The sequence below is a fragment of the Paenibacillus sp. Leaf72 genome, assembly GCF_001422685.1.
GTDB lineage: Bacteria > Bacillota > Bacilli > Paenibacillales > Paenibacillaceae > Pristimantibacillus.
Genome location: NZ_LMLV01000011.1, coordinates 36423 through 53468, shown reverse-complemented (window position 1 = coordinate 53468; position 17046 = coordinate 36423). Strand labels below are relative to the sequence as shown.

General features: G+C 52.3%; 16 protein-coding genes. 14 read left to right on the top strand and 2 right to left on the bottom strand.

Features of this window, described 5'->3' with window-relative positions; translation table 11 throughout:
- Positions 1 to 84: 84 nt before the first annotated feature.
- Entirely contained in the window at positions 85 to 1665 is a 1581-nt protein-coding gene (locus tag ASF12_RS14695; protein ID WP_056035937.1) for a stalk domain-containing protein, read from the bottom strand.
- Between the two features lie 191 nt (positions 1666 to 1856).
- Here ASF12_RS14695 and ASF12_RS14690 point away from each other — a divergent pair, with 191 nt between their 5' ends.
- The 3 genes from ASF12_RS14690 (at position 1857) to htpG (ending at position 5236) form a co-directional block, all read left to right on the top strand.
- Positions 1857 to 2531: a hypothetical protein gene (locus ASF12_RS14690; protein WP_056035934.1), complete on the top strand. Its 675-nt coding sequence runs from the start codon at positions 1857 to 1859 to the stop codon at positions 2529 to 2531.
- The gene (locus ASF12_RS14685; protein WP_081418823.1) at positions 2515 to 3225 is read left to right on the top strand and encodes an HD domain-containing protein; all 711 of its coding nucleotides are present in this window, start codon (positions 2515 to 2517) and stop codon (positions 3223 to 3225) included. Before ASF12_RS14690 ends, ASF12_RS14685 begins: the two co-directional genes overlap by 17 nt.
- A gap of 130 nt (positions 3226 to 3355) precedes the next feature.
- A complete protein-coding gene (gene htpG, locus ASF12_RS14680; RefSeq protein ID WP_056035932.1) occupies positions 3356 to 5236 on the top strand; it encodes a molecular chaperone HtpG in 1881 nt (626 codons plus the stop codon).
- A gap of 51 nt (positions 5237 to 5287) precedes the next feature.
- Here htpG and ant(6) read toward each other — a convergent pair whose 3' ends face one another.
- Entirely contained in the window at positions 5288 to 6148 is an 861-nt protein-coding gene (gene ant(6), locus ASF12_RS14675; protein ID WP_056035930.1) for an aminoglycoside 6-adenylyltransferase, read from the bottom strand.
- 410 nt (positions 6149 to 6558) lie between these two features.
- Here ant(6) and ASF12_RS14670 point away from each other — a divergent pair, with 410 nt between their 5' ends.
- The 11 genes from ASF12_RS14670 to thiD all read left to right on the top strand — a co-directional run bounded on the left by ASF12_RS14670 (position 6559) and on the right by thiD (position 16977).
- Positions 6559 to 7857 (top strand): acetylornithine deacetylase, encoded by a 1299-nt coding sequence (locus ASF12_RS14670; protein WP_056035927.1) that lies wholly within the window; start codon positions 6559 to 6561, stop codon positions 7855 to 7857.
- 634 nt (positions 7858 to 8491) lie between these two features.
- On the top strand, positions 8492 to 9163 hold the full coding sequence (gene tenA, locus ASF12_RS14665; RefSeq protein ID WP_056035925.1) for a thiaminase II: 672 nt from the start codon (positions 8492 to 8494) through the stop codon (positions 9161 to 9163).
- Positions 9160 to 10134, top strand: a complete 975-nt coding sequence (locus tag ASF12_RS14660) for an ABC transporter ATP-binding protein (protein WP_235533166.1) — start codon at positions 9160 to 9162, stop codon at positions 10132 to 10134. The genes tenA and ASF12_RS14660 overlap by 4 nt, the downstream gene beginning before the upstream one ends.
- A complete protein-coding gene (locus ASF12_RS14655) occupies positions 10131 to 10898 on the top strand; it encodes an ABC transporter permease (protein WP_056035922.1) in 768 nt (255 codons plus the stop codon). The genes ASF12_RS14660 and ASF12_RS14655 overlap by 4 nt, the downstream gene beginning before the upstream one ends.
- An 80-nt stretch (positions 10899 to 10978) precedes the next feature.
- Positions 10979 to 12031, top strand: coding sequence for an ABC transporter substrate-binding protein (locus ASF12_RS14650; RefSeq protein ID WP_081418821.1), 1053 nt, complete (start codon positions 10979 to 10981; stop codon positions 12029 to 12031).
- Positions 12032 to 12051: 20 nt separating this feature from the next.
- The gene (locus tag ASF12_RS14645; RefSeq protein WP_056035920.1) at positions 12052 to 13065 is read left to right on the top strand and encodes a ThiF family adenylyltransferase; all 1014 of its coding nucleotides are present in this window, start codon (positions 12052 to 12054) and stop codon (positions 13063 to 13065) included.
- Positions 13066 to 13157: 92 nt separating this feature from the next.
- Positions 13158 to 13787, top strand: a complete 630-nt coding sequence (gene thiE / locus ASF12_RS14640; RefSeq protein WP_056035917.1) for a thiamine phosphate synthase — start codon at positions 13158 to 13160, stop codon at positions 13785 to 13787.
- The gene (gene thiS, locus ASF12_RS14635) at positions 13787 to 13984 is read left to right on the top strand and encodes a sulfur carrier protein ThiS (protein ID WP_056035914.1); all 198 of its coding nucleotides are present in this window, start codon (positions 13787 to 13789) and stop codon (positions 13982 to 13984) included. Before thiE ends, thiS begins: the two co-directional genes overlap by 1 nt.
- 5 nt (positions 13985 to 13989) lie before the next feature.
- Positions 13990 to 14769, top strand: a complete 780-nt coding sequence (locus tag ASF12_RS14630; RefSeq protein WP_056035911.1) for a thiazole synthase — start codon at positions 13990 to 13992, stop codon at positions 14767 to 14769.
- 33 nt (positions 14770 to 14802) lie between these two features.
- Complete coding sequence (gene thiO / locus ASF12_RS14625; protein ID WP_056035908.1) at positions 14803 to 15912, top strand: glycine oxidase ThiO; 1110 nt, start codon at positions 14803 to 14805, stop codon at positions 15910 to 15912.
- A 216-nt stretch (positions 15913 to 16128) separates the two neighbouring features.
- Complete coding sequence (thiD, locus tag ASF12_RS14620) at positions 16129 to 16977, top strand: bifunctional hydroxymethylpyrimidine kinase/phosphomethylpyrimidine kinase (RefSeq protein ID WP_056035905.1); 849 nt, start codon at positions 16129 to 16131, stop codon at positions 16975 to 16977.
- Positions 16978 to 17046 lie beyond the last annotated feature (69 nt).

Here is a 17046-nt window from a genome sequence, read left to right as displayed (position 1 = left end):
CCCCTGAGCACATACAAGCGCCCAAGGGATTTTCTTGTTAAAGCGGATGACAGGAGCTTTGCTAAGTGCAGCGTGCAGCTGCCCTTATTTATTCGTGTAAAAGCTTACGGTTCCCGTGCTCTCATCCGCGCTGACGAACAAGCTGCGTCCTTGTACGCGGTGAATGCCTTCCGGCGATTCTCCAGCCGTTGGCATCAAGCCGAGGTAGACAGGGCTGGCAGCATTAGCGACATCGAAAAATAAAATTGCATCTGCGCGTTCCGACGCTACTGCGGCAAGGGCTGTTCCGTCGACTGTCGCGACGGTCAGATTTTCGACCTCACTGCCTTTGTTCGGGCTGCGGTCATCGGGATACAAGCCGACTTTAGCTGTCGCCTCGTCAATCAGGTTCGCGCTGTCGTATACCCGCTTGCCCTCCAAATCCCATACCGCGATGTTGCGGCCGCCGGCCTTCACGCCGTCTTTAAATTCATTTTTGCCCAAGTCGCCTTCATTGGCGGTCAGCACGTATTTGCCATCTGGCGAAAACGCAATGCCATCCGGCTCATAACGGGCGGTCAAATCCTGCGTAAACCGCACATTCCCATCGTCCTCTAAATCGGCTTTGTGCTGCGTCGTACCGAGCGAGAAAATCCGAAGGAGCTTTTTCGTTTTTAAATCGACAATCGCGATGGCGTTGTTTTCCTGCATCGTAACCGCTGCGGTTGCGCTATCCGAGCTGATTGCCACATATTCCGGCTGCGGATCATGCGGATAAATCGCTCCCTCTACATCGTCCAAAGGAGTAGCAATATCCACAACCTCGCCCTTCAGCGGGTCGCCGCCTGCAAAAGTAACAATCATTATGCTGCCAGGGCGCTTCGCATTTTTAAAATCGATTTCATCCGCAGCTTTATCAATCTCCTCATCCTCAATCGCGATCACGGCATTCAGCCCGTCCGGCGAAAGCGCGATGGAATCAGGGCCGATGCCAAGCTCATATGTTTTTACGGTTTTGTAGGTAGCCAAATCGACTACGGCAAGCAGCCCTTTGTTCGCTTTGTTCACATCATCGCCCGTACGGATGACTGCCAATCCATAGCTGCCGTCCTTGGATACGGTGACGCTGGTCACTTCCGCATCTGCGGAAAGGTCATGGAAGCTGACGGTTTTCAGCACGCTCACTTTGTTAATGTCCGCGATGTCCAGCACAGAAATGCTGCCATTGTCCGCTTCAGTAACGAGCAGGCGCTTGCCGTCTGGCGTAGAAGCGGCGATTTCGGCTTTTTCGCTTGGCATTTGGAAGGAGGAGGCAAGCTCAAAGCCGGTTTTATTTTGCTGCTGAACGAGCTGCGCCTTCAGGCTGTCCAGCGCTTTTTTGGAAACATAGGTTGTGCTTTTCGTTAAAAGAGAAGGGCTTCCAATTTCAGTTGCGGCACCGTTAATCGTTGCGGAAGAAGAGCCGATCGGGAACGATGCTTTTAAACCGCTTACCGTAATTTCAGCGCTGCGGCTAGCGGCGTCCCATGTTACTTCGCCTTGCATATTTTCGATCGCTTGGCGCAGCTTCACATAATCGCCAGCGGGCGCATCAGCAGCGAGAGCGGCAGGGGCGAAAGCGCCCGTCCCGGCAGCGAGCATCGTCGCGACTGACATCATTTGAACAAGTTGCTTAACCGTTTTCATAAGCTTACAAATCCCCTTTATCCTTTTTTTAAGATCGTATGTAGAATCGTTCTAAGTATATAAATAGATTGTTAAAGGCAGATCAAGGGACGGAGCTAGTTTTGTAAAAACAGCGAAAAAGCAGCTTCCAAATAAGGGAAGCAACGATATAATAGAATCAATTAAGGGCGTAAAGCGAGGCGAGCTGCACGATGGTAAAAGGGCTTCTAAATAAGCAAAAAATAAGAGGCTGGAAGCGCAGAGTCCGGCAAATAGAGAAGTGGAAGCAGCGCTATATGCGGCTGGATATGGAGTATCTCGCCCATCATCAAAGGAATTATGTGAAGCTTTGGATCGACCCTTTCTATAGGCTCGTTCGCCGTAATCCGCCTGTCTGGTTTTCACGGCTGCTGCTGGCAGCGCTAATGGATATTTATGAGGCGTGGCATCAGCAATTAAAGCAGCGCAACGAACCCTTTTATTTAAAAATATGGCTGTATGATCCGGGTTTCATATCCTCGCAGGTGGTTACGGCGATTGGCGAGCAGCTGCATTATTATGATCACACATTTGAGCAGAATACGATGATGCAGGCTACAGCAAACGAACGTCTCGCTAAGCTTCCGCTGCTGTACAAAATCAAAGGCGTGCAGCATTTTGCCTGGCAGCTCCATATAGATGCCGAGTTTCATTATGAGTCCGAGCTAGACGATGATCTGGCATCAGGATTTCGAACGGTGCGGGAAGTTAAGCGTATCAAGAGCAGAGCTTATAATGTGGAGAAGCAGCAATGGGGTGGACAACCAGATACGTTATATAAGCTGCAAGCTGGTGACGTATGGGTAGGAGAAAGGCGGGTATGGACAGGCGATGAATCCGAAGGATAATCAAGAGAAACATCAAGAAGACCAACTAGAAGACCATCAAGAGCAACAGGCGAACGAGGCAATTCTATTAGCTGCCGAGCAGTTCGTCAGGCAGACGCTGGAGCGAGAGTACACGGGACACGATTGGCAGCATATTCGCCGTGTGACGCAGACGGCGAAGGCCATTGCCCGCGAGGAGCAGGCGAATTTGTTCATATGCGAGCTGGCGGCGCTGCTGCATGATATCGCGGATGTTAAGCTGAACACTAGCGAAGCCGCAGGCTTGCAGAAGGTGCGGAGCTGGCTGGAGCACCATAACGTCCATCCACAGGACTCCGCACATGTAATGGAAATCATTTCGACGATGTCCTTCAAGGGCGGCGGAGGCAAGGCGATGAGCACGCTGGAGGGCGAGATTGTGCAGGACGCCGACCGGCTCGATGCGATTGGCGCCATTGGCATTGCGCGAACGTTTGCTTATGCGGGCGCGAAGGGCCATCTGCTGCATGATCCGAATGTGCGGCCCCGCACGGAAATGACGGAGGCGGAATACCGGAGTGGCGAAGCGACGGCGGTGCACCATTTTTACGAGAAGCTGCTTAAGCTTAAGGATTTAATGAACACGGCCTACGGGAAAAAGCTTGCCGAAACGCGGCATCAGTTCATGCTAGCCTACTTGGAGCAGTTTTATGCCGAATGGGATAGCCGATGCTAACCATAAGTTGACATTACAAATTCATATATGGTATATAAAAATTAGGATTAGCACTCAGGCGTGAAGAGTGCTAAACTAGACTTAGCCTTACGCAGCCTAATAATGATGATTATTGAAGGGAGATTTATTCGTGGCCAAGAAACAGTTTAAAGCGGAATCGAAGAGATTGCTGGAAATGATGATTAACTCCATCTATACGCAGAAGGAAATCTTTTTGCGCGAGCTGATCTCCAATGCTAGTGATGCAATTGATAAAATCTACTACAAAGCATTATCCGATGATCAATTGGTATTCAATCAGGCGGATTATTATATTAAAGTAACGGCGGATCAAGAGGCGCGCACGCTGACGATTGCCGATACAGGTATCGGAATGACCAAGGAGGACCTGGAGAACAATCTCGGCATTATTGCGAAGAGCGGCTCGCTGGCCTTCAAGAACGAAAATGAAGCAAAGGACGGCCATAACATTATCGGCCAGTTCGGCGTTGGTTTTTATGCGGCGTTTATGGTGGCGGACGTTGTAACGGTAACGAGCCGTGCCCTCGGCAGCGAGGAAGCGTTCAAATGGAAATCTGAAGGTGCAGACGGCTACACGATTGTGCCGGCTACGAAGGATACCGTCGGAACTGAAATCGTGCTGAAAATCAAAGACAATGCGGAAGAAGTCAGCTACGACGAGTTTTTGGAGCAATATCGCCTGCGTGCAATTATTAAGAAATATTCCGATTTCATTCGTTATCCGATCAAGATGGATGTTGTCGGACAACGTCCGAAGGAAGACAGCGAAGGCGAATTCGAAGAGTATTCTGAAGAGCAGACGATTAACAGCATGGTGCCGATCTGGCGCAAAAATAAAAACGAGTTGACGCAGGAAGACTACGACAACTTCTATATGGAGAAGCGTTATGGCTTCGACAAGCCGCTTAAGCATATCCACATCAGTGCAGACGGCGCGGTTGTATACAACGCGATTCTCTACATTCCAGAGCATACGCCGTTCGATTATTACACGAAGGAATTTGAGAAAGGCCTTGAGCTGTACTCCAATGGCGTACTCATTATGGACAAGTGCTCCGATCTGCTGCCGGATTATTTTGGCTTCGTGAAAGGGATGGTTGACTCGGAGGATTTGTCGCTGAACATTTCCCGCGAGCTGCTCCAGCATGACCGCCAGCTGAGCCTCATTGCCAAAAACATCAAAAACAAAATTAAAAGCCAGCTTGTGAGCCTGCTCAAAGACGAGCGCGACAGCTATGAGAAGTTCTACAAAGCTTTCGGCAGACAGCTGAAATTTGGCGTCTACAACGATTACGGCGCCAACAAGGATACGCTGCAGGACTTGCTGCTGTTCAGCTCCTCCAAGGAGAAAAAGCTCGTATCGCTCGATGAGTACGTAGAGCGCATGCCGGAAGATCAGAAGTACATTTATTATGCTTCGGGCGCATCCATTGATCGCATTGAGAAGCTGCCGCAAACGGAAATGGTATTGGACAAAGGGTACGAAATTTTGTACTTCACGGATGATATCGACGAATTTGCGATTAAAGTGATTTTGAAATACAAGGATAAAGAATTTAAATCCGTATCCAGCGGCGATCTTGGCATTGAAGCGGATCCGAGCGAGGAAACGACAGAGGCGGAAGCGACTGACAACAAGGATCTGTTTGAGAAAATGCAAACGATTCTCGAAGGCAAAGTATCCGGTGTTCGCGCTTCGAAGCGCTTGAAATCGCATCCGGTATGTTTGACCTCGGAGGGCGAAGTGTCCATTGAGATGGAGAAAATTCTTCAAGCGATGCCGGACAGCCAAAATGTGAAAGCGGACAAGGTGCTCGAAATCAACGTCAACCACGAGATTTTGCAGTCGCTCAAAACCGCTTTCGCCAGCGATGAAGAGAAGCTCGGCCTGTACACGAACCTGCTGTACAACCAAGCGCTGCTCATTGAAGGTTTGCCAATTCAAGACCCGGTTGAATTTACGAACGCAATGTGCAAAATCATGGTGTAACAGCCATAAGCATGCTTAAGAGGGCTTTCCCTAGAGTAGCGTTAAGCTGCTTTAGAGAAGGCCCTCTTTTTTATAGATGCGTTCTGTATATTTGGTGATGGCTTCATCGTAGTCGGGATATGCATACCCAAAGCTTGCTGCCACGGTTTTAGAGTATTTTCTAAACAGCTCATAGCAGGTGAATAGAGACTGCCGCATGTTGGGGTAGCTATTTTCAGCATAAGTAGAAAGCAGCGCTTCCCAATCCTCTTCTGAAAGGTAACGGTTAATAAATTTAAAGTTTTTCCCCACGCTAAAGGAATAGCCTTGCTCTATGCCAATTTGCCAAGCCATCATTCGCAGTAAATTAGGACGGGCAATTTCGCTTAAATGATCAATCGCGAATAGAATTTCTTCCCTCGCCAGGCCTTTTACAACGTAAGTAGAAACCATCCAAAATTCATTGCAGCAATCGTCAAATTCTTTTGCGGTTGGCGGCTTCGTCCAATATTGACGGTCAGTTGGGAGCACTTCATTTTGCACAAGCGACTGTTTATCAAGCAGCACTTCAACTAAACCGTCGCTGTTCGTAAAATAATCTTCTATCTCGTCGATTGGAATTAGCGTCAGGTCGAGCTTATGCCCATCTTCAAAAATAATGAGATAGGAAAACCAATTGCCTAATTCGGGCGGGAATAGCTCCATATCCTCAGGCTTCTGCATCATAATCCGTTTTCCGAAGCTGTTCAGCCAATCCTCATTTTCCTTGAAAGCCTCCATATCGGTCACAAAATAGGAAACATCAAAATCCTGAAATAGATCAGGGACGATGTTTTTGTTGGTGCGTGAGCCTTCGAGCGTTGCAAGTACAATTCTCGAATCATTGGCAGCAAAATCGATAAGCAGCTTCATCATTTCCTGTTCGCTTCTCAATGGTAGAATACTCCCTTCTAAATTTGTCGTTCCATTTGTTATATAATTTTTATAAAGAAAATTCTATTTTCATTATAGCTTACAGCTGCTTAGGCTACAGCCTGCCAAAAAAGGAATCAGCTGCAATCACAATAGAACCGTTGCCTATTCTCAAGTATTCCGTTATAGTTAAACTAATTTCATACGAAATGCGGGTGCTGGATAAAGTCTGGCTGAGATAGGGAACTTGTTTTCCTGACCGTTAATCTGATCCAGGTAATGCTGGCGTAGAGAACATAACGAAACGTAGCCATTCGTGTATTCTCGAATGGTTTTTTTGTATTTCTCCGCAGAAAAACGCGGTTTTGTCTAGGGCGGTGTTTTGGACGAGCTGCGAGCATTGCTTTCCTTCAGGAAAGGGGAGAAAGTAGATGACAGAAGCGTGGATTGAAGCATTGCAGCAGCAGGTGGATGAGCGCCAGGATGAGCTGTTCGCACTGTTAGCCGAGCTGGTGGCGTATCCAACCGTCAGCCCTCCGGCACGCAATACGCTGGAAGCCCAGCAGTTTTTGGAGAAGCAGCTGCAAGCGAGCGGTTTTGCAACTGAGCTGTGGGAGGTTTACCCGGGCGATCCAAACGTGACAGCGGTAAAACGGGGCACCGATAGCAAGCGTTATCGCAGCCTGCTGCTCAATGGGCATATGGATGTTGCCGAGGTGGGCGACAGCGGCGGCTGGAAGCATGATCCGTTCAAGCTGTTGCTGGAGGATGGACGCGCCTATGGGCGTGGAACCGCCGATATGAAAGGCGGGCTTGCGGCATTGCTGTTTGCAAGCAAGCTGCTGACCGAAGCGGGTGTGGAGCTGAAGGGGGATTTGCTGTTCCAAGCCGTTATTGGCGAGGAAGCGGGTGAGGCAGGTACTCGCGCTTGTATGGAGCGCGGCTGCGAAGCGGATTTCGCCATCGTCGCCGATACGAGCGGGCTGGCGATTCAAGGACAGGGCGGCGTTATAACCGGCTGGGTTACCTTGCAAAGCCCGGAGACGTTCCATGATGGCATGCGTTCGCGCATGATCCATGCCGGAGGCGGCGTTCAAGGAGCCAGCACGATTGAGAAAATGGCAAAGCTGATTGCCGGGCTTCAAGATTTGGAGCGCCACTGGGCCGTGAGCAAATCTTATGAAGGTTTTCCTCCCGGCTCCAATACGATTAATCCTGCGGTCATTGAAGGCGGGCGCCATGCCGCTTTTATCGCGGACCGCTGTTCGCTTTGGATTACGGTTCATTTTTACCCGAATGAAGATTATGAAACGATAGCGTCCGAGATTGAAGAGCATTTGCTTGGCGTGGCGCAGGGCGATCCGTGGATGCGCCACAATCCGCCAACCTTCCGCTGGGGAGGGCGCTCGATGATAGAGGAGCGCGGCGAAATTTTCCCTTCGCAGGAGCTGAACCGGCAGTGGTCGGGGCTCAAGGTGCTGGAGCAAAGCCATCAGCAAGTGCTTGGCGTACTGCCTGCGGTTGGCATGAGTCCAAGCGTAACCGATGCGGGTTGGATCGGCAGGGAAGGCATCCCGACGGTCATTTATGGTCCAGGGCAGCTGGAGCATGCCCATGCGGTAGACGAGAGTATCGACATCAACGAGCTCATTTATTATACAAAAGTAATACTCGGCTTCATCGTCGACTGGTGCAACCGCCCGAAAGCGGAAGCGGAGAGCAGCGTGTAGTGAGTAGAGAGTAGTGAGTAATGAGTAGCGTGCAGTGAGTAGAGAGTAGTGAGTAGTGAGTAGTGAGTAGTGAGCAGCGAGTAGCGTGTAGCGTGTAGTGAGTAGCGTGCAGTATGCAGCATTTAGTGTGTAGTGTTCATTATGTAGGTTGTAGTTGTCGAGCGGACAGAGAAGCCGTTAATTTGTGAAAAACAACGATTTTGCCTTGCTCGCGGACTCAGATGCAGTTATTGGCTGCAAAAAGCCTATATAGTCCCCGTTTTTCATGGAATAGCGGATTTCCTGTCCGCGAACAAGAATAAAGTGGCCAAATCGCTGAAATAGCGGATCTCCTGTCCGCGGAGACGTCAAAATCGGCTAAATCGACCAAATCGCGGATATAGCGGAACGTCAGTCCTCGAACATAAGTCGGATTAATGAGAGTAATGTTAAAGTAGCAGTTTTTATTGTAGTCAATGTATTTGAATAAACGAGATGAGCATATAAGAGAGAGCGAATCACTCTCTGTTAAATAAAAAGCCGGATGAAAAAGGACTTCGCTGCGTGAAAGGTTTGAGCTGGAGAAGCGCAGCGATCGGAGGCCAAGCTTTTACGCAGCGCAGCATCCTTATTCATCCGGCGCCCGGAGGACATGATGAGCAAATTTAGCGATAGATTATATCAGGCAAGCCGCGAAGTATGGCAGAAAAGCCACGAGCATCCGTTTCTCGTGGAAATGCGGGAAGGAACGCTGGATCCGCAGCGCTTCATCTATTATCTCAAGCAGGATTACGTCTATTTAATCGACTATGCAAAGCTGTTCGCCTACGGCAGTATAAAAGCTGGCGATATGGCAACAATGGTCAAATTCGCCGGGCTGTATCATTCCACGCTGCATGTGGAAATGGAGCTGCACCGCCAGTATGCCGACCGTTTTGGCGTGACGCGCGAGCAGCTTGAGGGCACGCAGCCTGCGCCAAGCAATATCGCGTATACAAAATATATGCTTGACGTGGCGGCGAATGGCTCGCTCGCAGAGGTTGTAGCGGCGCTGCTGCCGTGCATGTGGAGCTACCGCGAAATTGGCGTAACCTTCGCCGAATATCCGGGCGCATTGGAGCATCCGCTTTATAAGGAGTGGATTCTCATGTACAGCTCGGAGGAGTTCGGCGAGCTGACGAACTGGTGCATTGGCCTAATGGACCAATTGGCAGCAGGGCTTCCAGAGCGGGAGCTTGCGAAGCTGGAGGAGCATTTTGTTATAACATCGAAGATGGAATATTTATTTTGGGATATGGCATATCGCGGGGAGGAGTGGCCAGTGTGAGCATATTGAAACGTCAGCCGGGAGAGCAGGGGCTTAAAAAGGCGGCGGGGGCAAGCGAGACAGAAGCAGAAGCATTAGAAGCAGCAGTAGCAGACGCAGCAGATGCAGAAGCAGAAGCAGCAACAGCAACAGCAACAGCAACAGCAACAGCAGTGAGAACGACCGCTTCTGCACATAGCGAAAGCAACGAGCCAGCGGGCCTTAGCGTCAGCGGACTGACGTATGCTTTTCCCGGCGGGCCGCCGCTGATTGAAGGGCTTGACCTGCATATTAAGCAGGGCGAGTTCGTCAGCGTGCTTGCGGCGAGCGGAATGGGCAAGACGACGCTGTTTCGGCTGCTGGCCGGACTGCTGGAGCCGCAAGCCGGCACGATTACGATTGGCGGCGTGAATCGCCAGCAGCAGGCGGCGAAGATCGGCTATATGCCGCAGAAGGATTGCCTTATGCCGTGGCGGACGGTGCTGGATAATGCCGCGCTCGGCATGGAGCTGGCGGGGACGCCGAAGAAGGAAGCGCGCCAGCGGGTGCGGGAGCTGCTGCCGGATTTCGGCCTCGCCGGAACCGAGGCGAAGTATCCGCATGAGCTGTCGGGCGGCATGCGCCAGCGGGTATCGTTTCTTCGTTCGCTGCTGGGCGGCGGCGAGCTCTTTTTGCTCGATGAGCCGTTCAGCGCCCTTGATGCGATGACGAGAGTCAGCATGCAGGAATGGCTGCTGCAAATATGGGAGCAGCACCGCAAAACGATTGTTTTTATTACCCATGACATAGATGAAGCGCTCCTTCTGTCGGACCGGGTGCTGGTGGCGGCGAAGGCGCCGGTTGCCGAGCTGGTGGAATATCCGGTGGCACTGCCGCGTCCACGTACCTACGAGACGATGCTGAGCGAGCCATTTGTGGCGTTAAAACGCCAGCTGCTCGGGCATTTCGGGCATGCGCACACAGCGGCCAGCTTAGAGGGGGGAAGCCGATGAAGCGCTTTTTCAAAAAGCATATGCCAGTTGTGCTGTTCATCCTCCTGATTGCCGTTTTGTGGGAAGTCGGAACGCGAATATTCCAAATTCCCCATTATATTATCCCGCGGCTGTCTGATGTGCTCGTCTCCATAGCGGAGAACAGCGGGCTGCTGGCGCGGCATTTCGCCATCACGTTAGGCGAGGCGCTGCTTGGGCTGGCGATTTCAATCGTGCTGGGAACGTTGTCGGCGATCTGGATCGACAGCTCATCTCTGGCACGCAAAACGCTATATCCGCTCGTTGTCGCCTCGCAGACGATTCCGATTATTGCGCTGTCGCCGATTATGGTCATGTGGTTTGGCTATGAAATAGGCAGCAAAATCGCCGTTGTCATGCTGTTCACCTTTTTCCCCATTGCGATGAATACGGTGGACGGCTTCCGCTCAGCGGACCCGGATATCGGGGAACTGCTGCGGACGATGGGAGCAGGCAAGCGCGAGCTGTTTCTCAAGTGGAAAATCCCTTCGGCGCTGCCGGAGTTTTTCACGGGGTTGAAAATGGCAGCGGCGATCAGCGTCGGCGGCGCCACGCTTGGCGAATGGCTGGGCGGCGAAGCGGGGCTGGGCATGTACACGAAGCGGGCGGCGAATATGCTGCGCGGCGAAAGTGTTTTTTCCGGCGTGCTGCTGCTGTCAGCAATGGGCATTATGTTATTTTTAGCCGTATTGGCGCTTGAGCGAATCTGTCTATCCTATCGGAAAGAATCGAAGGTAGGCCGGTAAGGGGGCCCCAAGGCGGAGTGCCGCTCAAGCTTTATGGCCTTTTATATACTATAATAGAACAAGAAAGAGGTAAGTTGTCTATGCGTAAGGAGAATGAAGGGAATCGTATTTTTACGAAAAATAAAGCTTCCAAATGGAAACGCAGCTCATGGGTCGCAGCATGTTTGGCTTTGACGCTAGCCATTATGGCGGGCTGCTCCTCGGATAATAAAAACACGGCAAATGGCGAGGAAGGTGTGCAGGAGCTGACGGTGCTGCTCGACTGGTATCCGAATGCGGTGCACACGTTCTTGTATGCGGCGGAGGAGCAAGGTTATTTCAAGGAAGCCGGCCTTAATGTGAAGCTCCAGGTGCCAGCCGATACGAATGATGCGCTTAAGCTGGTCGCAACAGGCAAGGCGGATCTGGCGATCAGTTATCAAATGCAGGTAGCCGTTGCCCGCGCAGAGGAAATTCCGATTGTATCGGTTGCCTCGCTTGTGCGCCACCCGCTGAACCAGCTGTTCGTGCTGGAATCGTCCGGCGTGAAGACGCCTAAGGATTTGGTCGGCAAAAAAATCGGCTATCCGTCCATACCGCTCGATGAAGCATATGTGAACACGATGGTGAAAACCGACGGCGGAGATCCGTCAGCACTGAACTATATCGATGTAGGCTGGGACCTGATTCCGGCCATGACGACGAAGAAGGTTGACGCGATAATCGGTGGTTATGTGAACCACGAGAAGCTGCTGCTGGAGAAGGAAGGCGAGAAGCTGATCGCGCTGAATCCTGCCGATTATGGCGTGCCGGATTATTACGAGCTTGTGATGACAGCGAGCGAGGATGGCGTTGCCAGCAAAAGCGAAGTGTTCAAGAAGTTTATCGACGCTGCGGCTAAAGGGCAGGAATATACGGCTAGCCATCCGGATGAGGCGCTTCAGGTGCTGCTCGACAAGCAAAGCGCGGATTATCCGCTCGATGCCGAGATCGAGAAGCAGAGCCTGCAGGTATTGCTGCCGCTCATGGATGCGGGCTCCGAAGCTTTCGGCAGCCAGACGGCGGAGTCGTGGAGCAATGTCATTTCATGGCTGCAGGAGCATGGCCAGCTTACGAAAGAGATCAAGGCGGAGGATGCATTCCGCAACCTATAATGGTGGAGGGAATACGGCGTATGGACGAACGCTATTCAAGACAGATGTTGTTTACGCCAATTGGTGAAGCAGGGCAGCGCAAGCTAAGCGAAAGCGCTGTGCTTATTATAGGAATGGGAGCGCTCGGCACCGTTCTGGCCAATCATATGGTCAGAGCGGGGGTCGGGCTCGTCCGTTTCGTTGATCGTGATTATGTGGAACGCAGCAATCTCCAGCGCCAAATGCTTTACGACGAAGAGGATGTTGAGAATGGCTATCCGAAGGCGGTTGCCGCCGAGAAGAAGCTGCGCAAAATCAATTCCGATGTCAAAATCGAAGCGATTGTCGCTGACGTCACCGTTCAAAATATCGACGCGCTGCTGGCGGATATCGACCTTGTGCTTGATGGGACGGATAATTTTCAGACGCGCTTTCTGCTCAACGATGCTTGCTTTCGCAGCGGCATTCCGTTTACCTATGGCGGGGCGGTCAGCTCGCGGGGCATGAGTGCCATTCTCGTGCCGGGCGCTACGCCGTGTCTGCGCTGCTTTATCCAATCAGCGGACGCGGGCGGACAAACCTGCGATATGATCGGCGTTATTTCGCCAGTAGTGGATATTGTCGCTTCCTACCAAGCGGTAGAGGCGCTTAAATATTTGGTCGGAGCTGCGGATAAAAGAAGAAACAGCCTAATGACCTTCGATTTATGGCAAAATCACGCATTCGAGATGAAGCTGGGCGAGCCTGCCAAGCAGTGCCCTTGCTGCCAGCTGAAGCAGTATCCAGCTTTGCAGGTGGCAGAGCAGGATGCGGCAGTCTCGCTATGTGGACGCAGCACCGTGCAAATTTCTGGCGGCGCCCCGCTTCATTTGGAGCAGTGGCGGCAAAGGCTGGAACCGATTGCTGTGGAGCTTACGCATAACGCTTATTTGCTGAAAGCCGAGCTGCCGGAAGGCGAGCGGCTCGTGCTGTTCCCCGATGGGCGTGTGCTTGTGCAGGGAACGGAAGATATGGTCCGTGCCAAAACCTTATATGCCCGTTATATCGGAAACTAAGGAGCTGCGAGGAAATTAGTACCCGCTTTTGTCAATAAATTAGCGGTACTTTATTTCGTCGCAGTCTCCAACAGCGAAGGGAATGTGTGAATATGAAGGATTTTCGTTTATATGCGATTACAGGCGAGGAATTTCATCCGGGCCGCGATTTGATCGAGGTAATGGAGGAAGCGATTTACGGCGGCGTTGATATTATTCAGCTGCGCGACAAGTCGGGCGACAAGCCGGCGATTTTTGAAAAAGCACGGGCGCTCCGCGAGCTGACCCGCAAGCATGGCGTAACCTTTATCGTCAATGACTACATTGATATTGCACTGGAAGTGGATGCGGACGGCATTCATTTGGGCCAGGGCGATGTGCCGCTCGTGGAAGCACGCAAGCTCGTGGGCGATAAAATCATCGGCATTTCGACGCATGCTATTGAAGAGGCGCTGCTTGCCGAGGAGCAAGGCGCCGATTACATCGGTGTGGGCCCTGTGTTTCCGACGAAGACAAAGGTTGACGTTGTAGATCCGGTAACGGTTGATTATGTGCGCGAGGTAGCGGATAAGGTAAAAATACCATTTGTCGCCATCGGCGGCATCAAGCTGCGCAATGTGGATGAGGTTATTGCAGCGGGAGCTACGCGCATTTGTGCGGTTAGCGAAATTGTTGGCAGCAGCGATATTTCCGGCACCTGCCGTTCTTTTCTGGACAAGCTGGATAAATGGGGAGAGTCGTAATGGAACTAGTCATTAACGGTGTGAAGCAGGAGCTGGCAGCGAAGACGATAGAAGAGGTCATTGCCCATTTTGAACTGACGGGCAAGCCGGTTGTCGTTGAAGCGGATGGAGCGGTGCTGACACAGGAGCAATGGGCAGCAACCGAAGTTAGTGAAGGCATGAAAATCGAGCTTGTACATTTTGTAGGGGGAGGCTGAAGCGAATGAAGCCGGATGTATGGCATATTGGCAACCGTGAACTAACGTCCCGATTTTTTATCGGCACCGGGCTTTTTCCAAGCCCTTATGTACAGAGGGAAGCGATTGAGGCATCAGGCGCAGAGGTGCTGACGTTCGCGATTCGCCGGATTAATTTGGAGGCGACCGAGGACGATTCGATTCTTCAGCATTTGCAAGGTCAATCGTATCAATATTTGCCGAATACTTCAGGAGCAAGCACGGCGGAGGAAGCGGTGCGGATCGCGCGTCTTGCACGCGCTTCGGGACTCAGCGACTGGATCAAGGTCGAGATTAGCGCCAATGAGCGCACGCTGCTGCCTGATCCGATTGAAACGCTGAAGGCGACGGAAATTCTCGTAAAAGAGGGCTTCACCGTCCTTCCGTATACATCGGATGATCCGGTCATTTGCAAGCGGCTGGAGGAAGCGGGCGCTGCGGCTGTTATGCCGGGAGCGGCTCCGATTGGGACGGGCCTTGGCATTTTGAACCCTTATAATTTGGGCCTTATTGTAGAGGAAGCGAAGGTTCCAATTATTGTCGATGCCGGGCTTGGCTCAGTCAGTGATGTGACCCAGGCGATGGAGCTTGGCGTGGCGGGCGTGCTGATGAATACACCGGTTGCGAAGGCAAAAGATCCAGCAGGCATGGCGCGGGCGATGAGGCTCGGCATCGAAGCTGGCCGTCTGGCTTATTTGTCAGGCCGCATTTCGAAGAAGCGTTACGCTTCGGCAAGCAGCGGTTATGAGGAGTTTAAGCTGAAATAACAGGATCATTCAACAAGGAAAGCTGGTTAGGACATGGGAGAACGGATTGTAATCATGGGCGGCGGCATTATTGGCTTATCCTGTGCGTTCGAGCTGCGAAGCCGCGGTCATCAGGTGACGGTGCTGGAAATTGGCAGCTGCGGGGGACAGGCGTCCGGAGCGGCTGCGGGGATGCTGGCTCCTTTTTCGGAAAATGTTGAGGGGCCGGATGACTTTTTTCGCTTATGCGCACAGAGCTTGCGGCTTTATCCTTCGTTTACAGATCGCGTGAAGCAGGTTTCCGACCTGCCTTTCGAATATACCGAATCCGGGAGCATGTATATTGCTTACCATGATGCGGATATTTTGGCGCTTGAAGGCAGGCTGCGCTGGCAGCGGGAGCATGGTTCGTCGGGCAGCCTGCTGGAAGGTGGCGACGTGTTTCAGCTGGAGCCGAAGCTGTCAGGCAAGGTGCGGGCGGCGCTGTATACGCCGGAGGAAAGCCATCTGTACGCGCCGCATTATGTCAAAGCGCTGGAGCATGCCTGCCGCTTGATGGATGTTCACATTCATGAGCATTTGGAGCAGGTTGCGATCAAGGATTGGCAGAGCTCGGTTGTGCTGGAGGCAACAGACGGACGTTCTTTTGAAGGGGATCGGCTCGTTGTATGCTCGGGAGCTTGGGCGCAGCAGCTGGAAGCCGCATTTGGCCTTCGCATTCCGGTCTATCCGATTCGCGGACAAATTTGTGCTTATGAGACGGTGGAGAAGCCCGTTCACCATATGGTGTTTTGCAATCAGGGCTATCTCGTGGCGAAGGAAAATAATACGCTCGTATGCGGCGCCTCCGAGGATGTAGCCGGGTTCGAGACGAGCGTGACGGAGAAGGGCATTGAGCGCCTGCGAAAATGGAACAAGCAAGCTTTCCCGTTTCTCGAAACGTGGACGCCGTTCCACAAATGGGCGGGACTTCGCCCTTCCACGCAGGATGGCTTCCCGCTGCTTGGCGCGCTGGCACAATCTGGCCGCGTCGTGATGGCGGTAGGGCATTACCGCAATGGGATTTTGCTCAGCCCCGTTACAGCGCAGCTTGCGGCTGATAGCGTAGAAGGCAAGAAGATGCCGGACTTCATGCAGGCGTTTGCTCCTGAGCGGTTCAGTTAGACAGAGCAAGGCACAGCGAACTGGGGATGGAAGTGGAACTCTGCGAAAACGAGAATCGGTGGGCAAGCGTATGATCTAAAATATAAGCATTTATAAGTTTCATACTTATCATTAGGCTTATATTTCTCGGAGTGAAACGCGCCGCGCCGCCGAAGGGCGGCGTCAGCCGTTTCACCTTGGTTCGGCATTTGATGAAGAAAGGGGCAAAAACACATCATGAGCGTACATGGGAATGGACAGGCGCCACGCAGTGTCCCAACGGCATTGACGATAGCGGGCTCGGACAGCGGCGGCGGCGCAGGCATTCAAGCGGACCTGAAAACGTTTCAAGAGCTAGGCGTATTCGGCATGTCCGCGGTTACCGCGATTACGGCGCAAAATACGCTTGGCGTACAGGGCGTATTTCCGCTTAGCGTGGAGGCTGTCGTGCAGCAAATGCATTCGGTCGGCTCGGATATTGGCGTCGATGCGCTGAAGACGGGCATGCTGTTCAATAGCGAGATTATTACGGCTGTTGCGGCAACGATTGCCGAGCTTGGCTGGAAAAATGTCGTCGTAGACCCGGTCATGATCGCCAAAGGCGGAGCCTCGCTGCTGCAAGAGGAAGCCATCCGGGCGATGACGGACAAGCTGCTGCCCGTAACGACGGTCATTACGCCGAACATACCGGAAGCGGAGAAGCTGACGGGCATTGCGATCGTAACGGCGGACGATAAGCGGGAAGCGGCGAAACGGCTCGCTGGATATGGAGCAGGCTACGTCATTATTAAGGGCGGCCACGATACGGGCGAGGAAGCGATCGATCTGCTGTATGACGGCAGCGGCTTTACCGAGCTGGCAGGCAGACGAGTGGCGACGGCCCGAACGCATGGCACAGGCTGTACCTTTTCGGCGGCACTTGCGGCAGGGCTTGCAGAGGGGCTTGATATGGAAGCCGCAATGCGCCAAGCGAAAGCGTTTATTCAAGCGGCCATCGAGGACGGCATACAAATTGGCGGCGGGCATGGTCCGACCAACCACTGGGCGTACCAGCGCAGCAAGCGAGCATTGCAAGCTCCACTATAGTAGAAAAAGCTATGCGGCTTCCGGTTATGTTCTAACCGAAGGTTGCATAGCTTTTTTTGAAATATTAGA